At 62.7% G+C, this 12,280-nt stretch carries 17 protein-coding genes; 9 read left to right on the forward strand and 8 right to left on the reverse strand.

From position 1 onward, the window contains the following. Positions 1–2 precede the first annotated feature (2 nt). Complete coding sequence (locus tag BPHYT_RS35175) at positions 3–692, forward strand: nitroreductase (RefSeq protein ID WP_012428889.1); 690 nt, start codon at positions 3–5, stop codon at positions 690–692. Positions 693–740: 48 nt separating this feature from the next. Beyond that, positions 741–1,052 carry a high-potential iron-sulfur protein gene (locus tag BPHYT_RS35180; protein WP_012428890.1) on the forward strand — a complete coding sequence of 104 codons (312 nt, stop codon included), beginning with the start codon at positions 741–743 and terminating at the stop codon, positions 1,050–1,052. A gap of 52 nt (positions 1,053–1,104) precedes the next feature. On the opposite strand, the gene BPHYT_RS35185 is transcribed toward BPHYT_RS35180, so the two are convergent. Next, the gene (locus BPHYT_RS35185) at positions 1,105–1,455 is read right to left on the reverse strand and encodes a DOPA 4,5-dioxygenase family protein (protein ID WP_012428891.1); all 351 of its coding nucleotides are present in this window, start codon (positions 1,453–1,455) and stop codon (positions 1,105–1,107) included. Between the two features lie 35 nt (positions 1,456–1,490). Next, entirely contained in the window at positions 1,491–1,964 is a 474-nt protein-coding gene (locus BPHYT_RS35190) for a GNAT family N-acetyltransferase (RefSeq protein ID WP_012428892.1), read from the reverse strand. Between the two features lie 376 nt (positions 1,965–2,340). On the opposite strand from BPHYT_RS35190, the gene BPHYT_RS35195 reads away from it, so the two are divergent. The 7 genes from BPHYT_RS35195 (at position 2,341) to BPHYT_RS35225 (ending at position 7,674) form a co-directional block, all read left to right on the forward strand. Further along, the gene (locus BPHYT_RS35195) at positions 2,341–2,634 is read left to right on the forward strand and encodes a hypothetical protein (protein WP_012428893.1); all 294 of its coding nucleotides are present in this window, start codon (positions 2,341–2,343) and stop codon (positions 2,632–2,634) included. Between the two features lie 133 nt (positions 2,635–2,767). After that, entirely contained in the window at positions 2,768–3,040 is a 273-nt protein-coding gene (locus tag BPHYT_RS35200; RefSeq protein WP_012428894.1) for a DUF1488 family protein, read from the forward strand. A gap of 1,020 nt (positions 3,041–4,060) precedes the next feature. Next, positions 4,061–4,534: a hypothetical protein gene (locus tag BPHYT_RS35205; protein WP_012428895.1), complete on the forward strand. Its 474-nt coding sequence runs from the start codon at positions 4,061–4,063 to the stop codon at positions 4,532–4,534. A gap of 351 nt (positions 4,535–4,885) precedes the next feature. Further along, positions 4,886–5,239 (forward strand): YciI family protein, encoded by a 354-nt coding sequence (locus BPHYT_RS35210; protein ID WP_012428896.1) that lies wholly within the window; start codon positions 4,886–4,888, stop codon positions 5,237–5,239. Positions 5,240–5,387: 148 nt separating this feature from the next. Then, positions 5,388–5,801 (forward strand): YciI family protein, encoded by a 414-nt coding sequence (locus BPHYT_RS35215; RefSeq protein WP_012428897.1) that lies wholly within the window; start codon positions 5,388–5,390, stop codon positions 5,799–5,801. A 186-nt stretch (positions 5,802–5,987) separates the two neighbouring features. Continuing rightward, the gene (locus BPHYT_RS35220; RefSeq protein WP_012428898.1) at positions 5,988–6,395 is read left to right on the forward strand and encodes a VOC family protein; all 408 of its coding nucleotides are present in this window, start codon (positions 5,988–5,990) and stop codon (positions 6,393–6,395) included. A 4-nt stretch (positions 6,396–6,399) separates the two neighbouring features. Continuing rightward, on the forward strand, positions 6,400–7,674 hold the full coding sequence (locus BPHYT_RS35225; RefSeq protein WP_012428899.1) for an RNA polymerase sigma factor: 1,275 nt from the start codon (positions 6,400–6,402) through the stop codon (positions 7,672–7,674). A 36-nt stretch (positions 7,675–7,710) separates the two neighbouring features. Here BPHYT_RS35225 and BPHYT_RS35230 read toward each other — a convergent pair whose 3' ends face one another. From BPHYT_RS35230 to BPHYT_RS35255, 6 genes are all read right to left on the reverse strand, one after another. Then, positions 7,711–8,259, reverse strand: a complete 549-nt coding sequence (locus BPHYT_RS35230) for a class I SAM-dependent methyltransferase (RefSeq protein ID WP_238535721.1) — start codon at positions 8,257–8,259, stop codon at positions 7,711–7,713. A gap of 324 nt (positions 8,260–8,583) precedes the next feature. Beyond that, positions 8,584–9,201 carry a LysE family translocator gene (locus BPHYT_RS35235; RefSeq protein WP_012428901.1) on the reverse strand — a complete coding sequence of 206 codons (618 nt, stop codon included), beginning with the start codon at positions 9,199–9,201 and terminating at the stop codon, positions 8,584–8,586. Between the two features lie 57 nt (positions 9,202–9,258). Continuing rightward, positions 9,259–9,837 (reverse strand): DUF4337 domain-containing protein, encoded by a 579-nt coding sequence (locus BPHYT_RS35240; RefSeq protein ID WP_012428902.1) that lies wholly within the window; start codon positions 9,835–9,837, stop codon positions 9,259–9,261. A 128-nt stretch (positions 9,838–9,965) separates the two neighbouring features. Next, complete coding sequence (locus BPHYT_RS35245) at positions 9,966–10,142, reverse strand: DUF1427 family protein (RefSeq protein ID WP_012428903.1); 177 nt, start codon at positions 10,140–10,142, stop codon at positions 9,966–9,968. A 55-nt stretch (positions 10,143–10,197) separates the two neighbouring features. After that, positions 10,198–11,163 (reverse strand): quinone oxidoreductase family protein, encoded by a 966-nt coding sequence (locus BPHYT_RS35250; RefSeq protein ID WP_012428904.1) that lies wholly within the window; start codon positions 11,161–11,163, stop codon positions 10,198–10,200. Positions 11,164–11,312: 149 nt separating this feature from the next. After that, positions 11,313–12,143, reverse strand: coding sequence for an AraC family transcriptional regulator (locus BPHYT_RS35255; protein WP_012428905.1), 831 nt, complete (start codon positions 12,141–12,143; stop codon positions 11,313–11,315). Between the last annotated feature and the right edge of the window lie 137 nt (positions 12,144–12,280).

Raw genomic sequence — 12,280 nt, forward strand, 5'->3', positions numbered from 1 at the left:
CGATGACCACCCCCGTCAATAACGTCGACGCCGCGCTCCTCACGCGGCGTTCGATTCGCGCCTTTCTGTCCACGCCGGTGCCGCGCGCCGATATCGAAGCCATTCTTGAAGCCGCCAGCCGCGCGCCGTCGGGCACCAATACGCAGCCGTGGAAAGTCTGCGTGGTGACGGGCGAGTCGCTGGCGCGTCTCTCGCGGGCATTGCTCGACGCTTACGACCACCCGCAACGCGAAGCGCTGTACCAGGAAGAGTATCCGTACTATCCGGATCGATGGGTGTCGCCGTACATCGACCGGCGCCGCAAAATCGGCTGGGATCTGTACGGTTTGCTTGGCATCGAAAAAGGCGACAAGGCGCGCATGCACGAGCAGCATGCGCAAAACTATCGGTTCTTCGGCGCACCAGTGGGCTTGTTCTTTACCATCGACCGGGTGATGGGGCGCGGCAGCTGGCTGGACTACGGCATGTTCCTGCAGGCGATCATGACGGCCGCGCGCGGGCGAGGTCTCGATACGTGTCCGCAAGCCGCCTTTACGCCGTTTCATCGGGTGATTGCCGAGCAACTCGGCTTGCCGCCTGAAGAGCAACTGGTGTGCGGCATGTCACTCGGTTTCGCCGACGAAAACGCTTTGGTCAACACGTTACGCACCGAGCGCGAACCAGTTGAACGGTTCACGCGATTTCTCGATTGACGGCGGTTATCGCGATCGAGGCAAGTCCCCACTTTCCATTGGACCCATATGAAAACATCGCGTCGCCATTTTCTGCTGCTGGGCGTGAGCGCGGGCTCTGCGTTCGTGCTCACGCGTGCCGCCTTCGCCGACACGGCAAATACACTCAGCGAATCCGATCCGAAGGCGCAAGCCGTCGGCTATAAAGAGGACGCGTCCAAGGTCGACAAAGCGAAGTTTCCGGGCTACGCCGCCGGACAAAGCTGTGCCAACTGCTCGCTGTTCCAGGGCAAAGCCAGCGACGCATACGGCGGATGCACGCTGTTCGGCGACAAGCAAGTCGCGGCGCGCGGCTGGTGCAGTTCGTACTCGAACATGTGAGCCGCAAGAGGCGGCGCGCGATCCGGTTCGCCGCGCGCCGCGTTCACCGCAGTCAATTCAACGCGCTCAGCACCAGTTCGTACGAATGGCCGATCCATACGGCGGCGTCGCGGTGATCGCGTAACGCATCGCCGGTATTGGGGTGCAGGAAGATATCCAGCGCGCCGTGATTGAGCGTGAGCCAGCCGACCACGTCGGCGAATTGCGATTGCGTGAAGGCGAGCTGATACGACCACATGGGATGCGGTCCGACCAGACGCTCGTGAAAGCGACCCAGTTGCAGTGCGTCGCCCCAGTGGGCGCTAATCTGCTCGCGGAAAGTCCATGCGGCGTCGCGGCTGCCCGCATCGAAATACACATGGGCGTGCCAGCTTGTGATGGCGGAGAGGTCGCGAAAGGTCATATCAAGTCCGTTGCGTATCTGTCTTTATCCGACATTCATTCTGCTTCAATTTCCGCCGACGCGCGCGGCGCGCGCCTCATGTGAAACTGTCTCTCATCTTCGCCGACGATCTCGAAGCCGAGGCGCTCGTAAAGGCGCTGCGCGGGATTGCCTTTGAGCACCTTGAGGGTGACTGGCAACGCGTCGGCCTGCGCGGCGCGCAACACCGTGTGCAGCGCGCGTTCGCCGATACCGCGCCCTTGCAGCGCAGGCGCGATCTGCAATTGCACGACGACCCACTCGGCGTCGGTGCGATGCGCTTTGAGCAAACCGGCGGGCGCGCCGTCGATACAAATCACGCGCGCTGTGTCATAACGATGCAGCAGACGCGCGCGATGCTCGGTGTCGTCCGACGGTTCGCCGACGCGCGCCAAGTGCTCCGTCATGGTCGCCTTGCGCAGTTCGAATAGAAAGGCCTCGTCCGTATCCAATGCCGGGCGCAGGGTGAAGACAGATTCTTTACCGGACATGTTGGTAGCGTTTCCGGCGTGCCGGCGGCCAGTAAGAATGGTCGTGAATTGTCGCGCCAGCAGCGCTTTTTTACCACGCGGTTATGTTTGTGCCTCTCGAGTTCGCTAGTCGCCGGTTACGCAGATGCCTTCGTCATAAGGTCAGCCGCGTAGCGGATTCTTGCGCTATCGCACACGGTTTTTCATGCGCAGTCGGCGTTTGCGGCTTGCTAGCCGCATGGTGCCGGCTTTTGGTGTCGCGTTCGCCGCGGCTCATGCGACAAAGTTTTCGGTCATTGGCATGCGCTTTGCTTTTGCCTCACTCGCGAATTGCTGGCGCGTGTGGGTTCGAACGTCGAACCGCCGATAACCGACGCCACCTGGCATAACAACGAAAATGCTGAATACGAAATCATTCACGGTCACGCACGGGGTCGACGGCGACGCGATCACGCTCGTCTTTTATCCCGACACGGGTTGTCTGCGCTTTGCCGATGCGCGAGGCATGTGCCACGAGCTTCGGCCGCCGCATTCGTGGTTCGCGCTGTCGTCCGCGTCGCGAGGCGTGCGGCGCAGCACGCAAGCCATAACGGAAGGGTTGAATGCGCTACTGCACGAGTTCCGCGCGAAACGTCCGCGCGGGTCCAGCGCGCATGCTTCGGCCACCCGACAGTGGTCCAGCGCACAGTGAGCCTGGCCGTGGCGCGATAGCGTGCATTGATCAGTCGAAAGAACTCAACGCGTGTTTCGCATCTGTATTCAGTTTTTTTCGGTGTCGTTCGTTCAACACGGCGAGCGGTTTAACGAACTTTGCGAGGTGGGCCATGGAGATTATCGAGTTTGAACCAAGCGTCTCGGCAGACGGACGCACGGTGATTTTCCAGCTTTCGACGCGAGGCCGGGACCTCGAATGCGCCGTCACGCGTGAGGCCCTGGAGCAGCACTTCTGGTTGCAACGCGGCGCCGGCGAGGAACGTGTACTGAAGACGTTCGCTGACGGCCGCAAACGCATCACCGCTGTAGCGGAGAGAAAACTGCTGGCGCGTCCAGGCGAAAAAGTGCTGCTGACGATCAGCGATTTCGCCGCACGCGGCTGACGAGATCGCGCTGCGCGTCTTGCAAGCTCACATGCTCAAAGATCAGCGAGCGACGGTGCCGTCGCGCGCGTCGTTGCCATTGCGACTCGCGCATTTCTGCGCTGTGCGGCCGAGGTCGTCGGCGACGAATTGGCCCGCGCGATAACCGCATGTTTTGCCGTGGCGACGCAGGCTGCGCGCCACTCACCTCTGACAAAACCGGCCTGTTACACCGATTCGCCAAACTGGCCTGCCAAATCCCTTCGCTTCGCCCAATTGCATTCGCACCTGCCGGAATACACTGTTTTCCATGGAGCGACAAATCACCGAGCCCCATCGACGCGGTCTTCCCCCGCGTTGTTTTGAACCGTACCGTTGATGGCAGTTTGCCGCGGTTGTCGAACGCGGCAGGGCAGTAAAGCAGTAGGTAGTCGAAGCAATGCAAACGGCGCGCGATCCATGTAATTTGCGCGTGAATCAGCAGGGGGTTGCAGTCAGGCGATGTTGAAGGCGAGGGACCCGACTGTAATTGCAGTGAGCAGTTCTGAAACGAATGGTTTTGCAGCAGCAGTATCGGCAGCACGTTTTATTTGTCGTGGTAGTTCACGCAACACAGCTTCAGCAGGTGTAGTTCAAGTAACAACAGCTTTGCGAGTTTGCGGTGGTTATACGTCGGCGAGCATCCACGCGCGAGTACGACTGTTCCATCCTGTCAGGCCCTGTTCCCTCGCGGGAACAGGGTTTTTTTTCGTCGTGACGCGCGACGCGACTTGTAATCGGCAAGTTCGAACCGATATCCCAACGTTGCGCTACGCGCTACGCTTTTGGCGGAATTGAACAACCCGCTGGTTGCGTAGTGTGAGATGCTGCATGAAAACCGGACTTGAAGCCGTTTAAGTCTGTCTTAATAGTTGCTTGCCATGATGGCTGCACAGACTCACATCAGGGTCTGTCAAGCCGCCGGCGTATCGGCGGCGTTTGTCACCGGCGCAAAAGAATTCGGTGGCGAAGCCGAGAGTCAGAGAAGGAGGTTGAACCGATATGTCCAGTAAATCGCGAGTCCGCAAGCACAACCAGTCGGCCATGTCCCCGTTGTTGCGCGCGCTGACCTATAGCCGCACCGCTCATGAGCCGGTTACGTCAGCGATGCTATTGCAGTGCTACACCGCCCTCGATGCATTCCGTCACGGCCACGGCTCGCGGAATCTGCATATGACGTTGAGCCGGCATCTGCTGGTGTCGCAGGAACTTGCACGCCTCGGCCTCGGTGAAGACGTTCTGTCCGACATCGAAAGCGCACATGCCGCGATGGTGCAACTCGACATGCGTGAACACGACGAAGGCGCGTGGGCATTGCAAGACGGCGAATACGCCCGTTTGTGCACGGCGTTGGCGATTCTCGACGGACAACTGTTCGTGGCATCGCTGAGCGAGATCGCGAGCGCGGAAGCGCGAATGATCGAAGGGCTGATGAGGTCCGCGCAGGTGCAGGCGATTGCGGAAGCGACGGTCTGAGCCGACTGCACGCGTTTCTTCTTTCTCATACGCGCAAATGAAACGCCCTTCGTGGGCGTTTTTTCATTCAGCCGCGTCGACGAAAGAAAGGAACGGCGCTAATCCTTGGGCGCCGGTGAAATGCTTTCAAGCGGTGCTACCGTGCCGGCCAAAAAAATACTCCCCATGACGCGCGGATATTACGAGTGTCCGTAAAACGCCCAATGGGCCGCCGCGCGCGTGCCGGATCAGGTTTGCCGGAGGCTTTCATGCTTGTTAGACTGCCTCTCGCCAGCCCACCGCACGCGCGTTTTTGCCTTCATACGCCTCCAGGGCGTTCACATCCGCGGCGCGATCAAAATCGGAGACGCCATGTCTTATATGCTGCTCATCGTCGAACCCCCGAATCAACGCATTGAACGCGGTGAAGCCGCGGGCCGCGAAGTCTACGATCAGATGGTCCGCTTCTCCGCCGATCTCAAAGCGCGCGGCAAACTGGTCGCGGTCGAATCGCTCACGTCCCTGAACGACGCCGTGCGCGTCCAGGTGCGCGACGGTCAGCCGAAATTGCTCGACGGCCCGTTCGCCGAAGCCAAGGAAATGGTCGGCGGGTTCTTCCTGCTCAATGTCGAAACGCGTGAAGAAGCCGTGGCGATTGCCGAAGCTTGCCCGGCCGCAACGTGGTGCACGGTCGAAGTCCGCAAGCTCGGACCTTGTTTCCTCTAGCCGGTTCTCGCATCGACGGCATATGGTTTCGGGGTTTTCCCTGGCGGATCGGCAAGTGTGTCGATCCGGCCGAGCGTTGCTCGTCATGTGAGTAAGAAGCCAGCCAAGCGCGCGGCTCTCCCCCTCACAACGATAAGGAGTCACGGCGATGCGATTCATGATCCTCGTAAAAGCGACCGCGGCCAGCGAAGCCGGCGAGATGCCGGAAGCGTCCCTGATGGCCGCGATGGGCGCGTATCACGAAGAGCTGGCTAAAGCCGGCGTGCTGCTCGACGCCACCGGCCTGCAACCGAGTTCGAAAGGCTGGCGCATTCGCTACAGCGGCGGGACGCGCTCGGTGGTCGACGGCCCGTTTCCAGAAACCAAACAACTGATTGCCGGCTATACGCTGATCCAGGTGCGCTCGCGTGAAGAAGCCATGGAATGGGCGCGGCGCTTTCCGGCGCCCTTCGGCGACCAGGCGGACGGCGAAATCGAGGTGCGTCAATTGTTTGAATTCGACGACTTCGAACCCGGCCCGGAGCTGGAGCGGTTCCGCGAACTGGACGCCGGCAAGCGCTGAAGCGCAAACGCGAAGCGCGCGCCGTTCATCTCGAAGCTGATTCAGGCGTTTCTCAGCATGGACAAGCTGGTCGGCAAGGATTTCGAGGACGGCCTGAACAATCTGAAAACGCTCGCCGAGGCGAGCTGAACACGGCGCAGGGCGTTCCAGCCGCGCCCTGTCCGCAACCGATCATTGGACTCCGTCATGCATAAGCAGATCTACGTCAATCTCGCGGTCGACAATCTCGAACGATCGAAAGCCTTCTTCAGCGCGATCGGTTTGAGCTTCGAACCGCAATTCACGAACGAACAGGCGGCCTGTCTCATCCTCGGCGAAAACATCTACGCGATGCTGCTGGTCAAGGACCTGTTCAAGTCGTTCACCCGCAAGTCGCTGTGCAATCCGAAGGAAAGCACGGAAGCGCTGGTGGGCCTGTCGTGCGAAAGCCGGGCGGAGGTGGATGCGCTGGTCGCCAAAGCGCTCGCCGCCGGCGGCACCGTGCCGCGCGCGCCGCAGGACTACGGCTACATGTATGGGCACGGCTTCGAGGATATCGACGGCCACATCTGGGAGCTCATCTACATGGACCCGAACGGCAAGGCGGCGGGCTGAAGCGGTGACCACGGCAGCCACCCACCGTGCCATCGAGGCAGTCTGGCGGATCGAATCCGCCAAGGTCATCGCCCACGTCGCGCGGATCGTGCGCGACGTCGGGCTTGCCGAGGAACTGGCGCAAGACGCGCTGGTGTCCGCGCTCGAACATTGGCCCGACGCGGGCGTGCCCGACAACCCGGGAGCATGGCTGATGGCGACCGCAAAGAACCGTGCCCTCGACCGCTTGCGGCAGGAAGCGCTGCATGCCCGCAAGCACCAGGAGCTGGGTCACGATCTCGACGCGATGGAGGCGCATCTCGTGCCCGATTTCGTCGATGCTCTCGATGCCGCCCGCGCCGACGATATCGGCGACGATCTGCTGCGGCTCGTGTTCACCGCGTGCCACCCGGTGCTATCGACCGATGCGCGCGTCGCGCTCACGTTGCGTCTGCTCGGCGGCCTCACCACGGACGAAATCGCGCGCGCGTTTCTCGTGCCCGAGCCGACCGTCGCACAGCGCATCGTGCGGGCCAAGCGCACGCTGTCGGCGGCCAAGGTGCCGTTCGAGGTGCCGCAAGCGGACGCACGCGCGCCGCGGCTCGCTTCGGTGCTGCAGGTCATCTATCTGATTTTCAACGAAGGCTATTCGGCCACGGCCGGCGACGACTGGATGCGTCCGGCGCTCTGCGAGGAAGCGCTGCGGCTCGGCCGCGTGCTGAGCGGTCTCGTGCCCGACGAAAGCGAAGTGCACGGCCTCGTCGCGCTGATGGAGATTCAGGCCTCGCGCACGCATGCGCGCACGGACGCGCAAGGCCGTCCGGTGCTGCTGCTCGATCAGGATCGCAGCCGCTGGGACCCGCTTCTGATCCGCCGTGGACTGGCCGCGCTCAACAGCGCGCATGCGCTGGGCGGCGCGAGCGGCCCGTACGCGTTGCAGGCAGCGCTCGCCGCATGTCACGCCCGTGCGCGTCGCGCGGAAGATACCGACTGGGCGCAGATCGTCGCGCTGTATGACGCGCTGTCGCAAGTGGCGCCGTCGCCGGTGGTCGAGTTGAACCGCGCGGTGGCGGTCGGCATGGCGTTCGGTCCGGCGGCCGGTTTGGAGATCGTCGATGCACTGGCAAGCGACGCTGCGCTGGCGAACTATCACTGGCTGCCGAGTGTACGCGGCGATCTGCTAGCCAAGCTGGGACGCATGGAAGAAGCGCGCGCAGAATTCGAACGGGCCGCCGGGATGACGCGCAATGCGCGCGAGCGCGAGCTGCTGCTCGAACGCGCGCACGGTATCGGGCATTGAAGGTTACCGCGTAGGCTGCATCCGGACGCCGCCGTGTCAGGCGGCGCACGCCCGCAGCAGATAAAATTCGCGCGGGCCATGCTCCTGTGGCGGGTCGCTGAGCGGTTCGAGGTATCGGGTGATGCCGATCCGACCGAATCCCGCGGCCAGGCAGGCGGCTTCGAGTGCCGCTGCGTCATGCACGGTGAAACCGTACTCGGCAAAAGGCATCTCGATTGCCGCCTCGGGTGTGATGGCCGCGATTACCAGCGTGCCGTCCACGCGTAACACGCGGCGAATTTCCTTCAGGCCGGCCGTCAGGTGCGGCCAGAAATACGTGCTATTGCTCGTCACCGCTTTGTCGAACGAGGCGGTGGCGAACGGCATACCAACAACGTTGGCCGTTTCGAGCCGGACCTGGCCGTCGCGCACAAAGGCTGCGTTGCGTCTGCGAGCGGCGGCGATCATGGTTGGCGATATATCGATGCCAGTGAAGCGTAGTGTCTCGGCCTGCTCGAGCACGAGCGCGATGTGGCCGCCGTTGCCGAGGCCCACTTCGAGCACCCGCTCGTTCGCGTGCAAGTCGAGCAGATCGAATGACTTCATGATGACGGCGTGATTCGATCGCTCTAACATATCGCCGACAGCTATGCCGATCCTGCCTGCGGGACAGGCGAGTTGCGGAAGAAGAATACTTTCATCAAGGTCGGCGCTCACATCGCCTGACGGATCAGTTGTTTCTCTCACAGCGGTTCCTCCATGACAGATCGCGCCGGTTGCAGTGTTCGCTGCAGACGCGCGTACGGTACGTCCTCCTCAATTTATGTCATGAAGCTACGCCGTGGGTATCTCTTTAATATCCGCTCCGTTCGAGGCGAGCTGAAGTGAAAAACACTTTGCCCTCACGCCTCATGTGTCAGCGTATAGAACCTACCGGATCAACTGACGCAAGCCCAACGCGACGATCAACCCGCCGCAAACGCGATCGATCCACGCCTTGCAGCTCCGGTACGCGGTCGCAATGCGCTCATGCGACAAGGTCAGCGCGATGAATCCGTACCAACTGCTTGCGACCACGCACACCATGCCGAGCATCGCCACAAACGTGCCGACGCTGACATGCGCCGGCGCGGCGGACGAGAACACGGCGGCGAAGAACGCCATCGACTTCGGATTCGCGATGTTGGTCGCGAAGCCTTGCGCGAACGCTTGCCGAAAGCCGCCCGCCGTGGCATTCACGCCGGCGGTCGGTTTACCCGCCGACGCGTTGACGATCAGGCGTGCGCCGAACCAGATCAGATAGCCCGCGCCGGCCAGCTTTACCGCCAATGCGAGCCACGGAAAAGCCGTGAACACGATGCCGACGCCTAGAATCGCGCAGCTTGCCCAGAACAGATTGACCAGCACGATGCCGCCGACCATCGCGAGCGCTTCGACGCGCGTCGCCGATGCAGCCTTGTGCGCGACGGCAACGAAGTTCGGCCCGGGAATCACCACGCCGGCCACGTACACAGAGAAAACGCCAAGAACCGCGGACCCATCAACCACGCTGTACTCCTTCATTCGCAGCGTGCGGCGCGCTATCGCCGCACGCCGCTTCGCCCATCAAGCCGAGAAAAACGCCAACGCGCCGGTGATCACGCCCGCGCCGGCCACTATGAACGAGACGTTGCGCAGCCATTTCTTGCGCGTCAGCAATGTGATCGCGCACAGGGCGATCGCCACCTGAATCAGCGTGGTGGCCTGTGCCCAGCGATGATGGCCATGCAGCAACGCTTCGCTGCGCGCGTCGTTATCGACGACTTCCTTTTCGATCGCTTCGGCCTTCGCGCGGATCGGCTCTTTTTGCTGCTTGTATTTGTCGACGTCGGCGAGGAATTTCGCATGCGCGTCCGTGTTGCCGGCGGACAGCGCCGCGCCCAGTTCGGCGAGATTTTGCTTCTCGCCCTTCGCCTGGTAGTAGTTCCACTGGTTCGACGCTTCGGTCTTTTTGATGGCGGCTTCGTTCTTGTAGTACAGCGCGAGATTTTCGCTGTTGCCGCTCTGGTACGCGCACAGCGCGCCGATCGTCGCGAGAATGGCCGTCATCACGGCCATGCGGCTCGCAAACGGATCCGCGTCGTGATGACCGGCATGTTCCACGGCATGGTCGTGCGGACCATGCACTTCATATTCTTCAGGCATCTGATTCTCCGAGGCAAAGCTTTTCTTGTCGTCTGCGGGCGACGCACGAGCCCGTCGGGCTCAATCTTAGCGTGTGACGCAGGGTGACGGAAAAGGTGCCTCTGAAAGACGCAGCCGCAAGAGGCGAGTTAATGAATGCCCAACGCCAGCCACGTCCGCACCAACGGAATCATATGTTCGCCGCCGAGCATGCCGAGCAGTCCGACCAGCGCGACGGTTGGCGGCGCGGGCGACTTCACGTCCATCACGCTGTAGAGGAGGCCGACCAGCACGCCGGCGGCCAGCGAGATCAAATACGCTTTCATGACTGTTGTATCCGGGTGAGAGGCGGGCTGCCACGCCCGCCGGTCGCGATGGCGATCACATTGCGATGACGACCCGGCCGCGTGTGCCGGCGGCCACGGCCTCGTAGGCTTCGCGAGCGCGTTCGAGCGGGAATGTCTGTGCGATCGCCGGGCCGGTCAGCTTGCCGGTTTCGAAGCCGTCGACTAGCGCCGTCATCAACGGCGCCGATTCCGCGACGCCGAGTTTCGCGCTGTCCACGCCGAGCAATTGCGTCTCGTTGTGATAGAAGTCGATCAGGTCGAATTCGACGCGGCGCTTGCCCGTGCCGCTGATTTCGAGCACGCGGCCACGACGTTTGACGAGGCTCAACGCGGTCTCGAACGCTACGCCGCCGACGGTGTCGTACACCACGTCCGCGCCCGCGCCGTCGGTGAGCGCTCGCAAGCGGTCCGTGACGGTTTCATCGAACGGCACGTAGTCGTCGATCAGGCGGCCCGCCGGCGTGTTCGCGTCTAGCGCGTGACGGTCCACGGCGATCACGCGGGCGCCGCGCGCCTTGGCGATCTGCACCACCGCACCGCCCACGCCGCCACCGGCGCCGATCACGGCGATGGTTTCGCCCGATTGCAGATGCGCGTACTCGACCGTGCCGAGCCAGGCAACCACAAAGTTCACGCCGATCGCGGAGGCTTCCGCGTGGCTCAGCGTTTTGGGTTTGCGCGAGAGTGCCGCGAGCGGCAGCTTGATGAATTCGGCGTGCGTGCCGTCGCGCGTGAAGCCGATGTCGCCACCCGTGCCCCACACTTCGGCGCCGAGCCAGGCTTGCGGGCCGTCCACCACCACGCCGCTGAAGTCGCGGCCCGGCGTGCGCGGCAGCACCGTGTGTGCGAAATGCCCGGAGACGTTCTTGACGTCGCTCGGGTTCACCGAGGCTGCTTTGACCTGCACGACGACGTTGTCCGCATCGGCTTGCGGGGTCGGCAGGTCGGTGTAGTCGAGCACTTCGGGGCTGCCAAAAGATTTGAACTGGATGGCTTTCATCGGTTGTGGCTCCAATTGGATTCCGGGCTGCGTTGCGCGGTAGATTGAACGTTAGTCTAGGTGGCGGGCAGAAAGGCGTTGAGACAAAGGCTTTCGAAATTCGGACAAGACGTTTCCAAGTCCTGCGTGCTGGTACGCAGGGAACCTGATCAACTTTGGCGGCTTTTCGCGGCTTCGGGCGAGACGGCGGACGCGATTTCGCTCAATGTGCCGCTTGGATCGAACCCGGTCGGCGGTGCGCCCAGTTCGCGCCGGAACATGTCGCTGAAGCTGCTCGGCTGAAACCCGAGCGAGCGTGCGATGCTGCTCACCGGGCGTCCTTCGGCGAGCCAGGAGACGGCGACCGCCAGTTGCACCTGGCGGCGCCATTCTGCAAAGCCGACGCCCAGTTCGCGTGTGAAAAGCCGCGCCAGCGTCCGCACGCTCGCCCCGACCGACGCCGCATGCTGTTCGAAGCTGATCGCAATCGACGGATTGTCGATCACCGCGCGGCACAACGCATCGAGCCGCCGGTCCGAAGCGTCGGGCAGCGCGATGCGCAGCGACGAGCGCGGCGCGTGTCCCAGTTCCAGCATGGCGAGACGGTAGGCGGCGTCGAGATAGGTTTGATCGCGCGAGTCGCTGCCTTCATGCTCCGCGATCGACGTGATCAGTTCGCGCAGCAGGCCGTTCACTTCGAACACGTCGCTGCGGCGGCTCAGGTGACCGACATTACGCGCGTGGAGATAGAGGTTGCGCATCTCCACTTCGCTCATCATGTGGATGGAGTGCAGCGTGCCGGCCGGCAGCCAGACGGCGCGCTGCGGCGGCACGACCAGCGCTTCGCGGCCGACCTCGACCCACATCACGCCCGATACCGCGTACAGCACCTGCGCCCACGTGTGCGAGTGCGGGTCGATACGCAGTCCGCGCGGATAGTGCCGCGCGAGCGAACGGGCGTCGGCGTCGTCGTGGAGTTCGGGTGGGCGGGCTTTGGGCACGGCGGCTTGGCTCAGGCTTTGCGCATTGCGGACGAAGGTCGCGGACCGGGGCGATCCGTTCGCGAAGCATAGCGCGAGGTGCGTGCCTGCGCAGCTTGCGCGCCGGTCGGCGCGTTCGGGTGCGCGTGGATTCGCTT

It is taken from the genome of Paraburkholderia phytofirmans PsJN (genome assembly GCF_000020125.1).
Classification (GTDB): Bacteria; Pseudomonadota; Gammaproteobacteria; order Burkholderiales; family Burkholderiaceae; genus Paraburkholderia; species Paraburkholderia phytofirmans.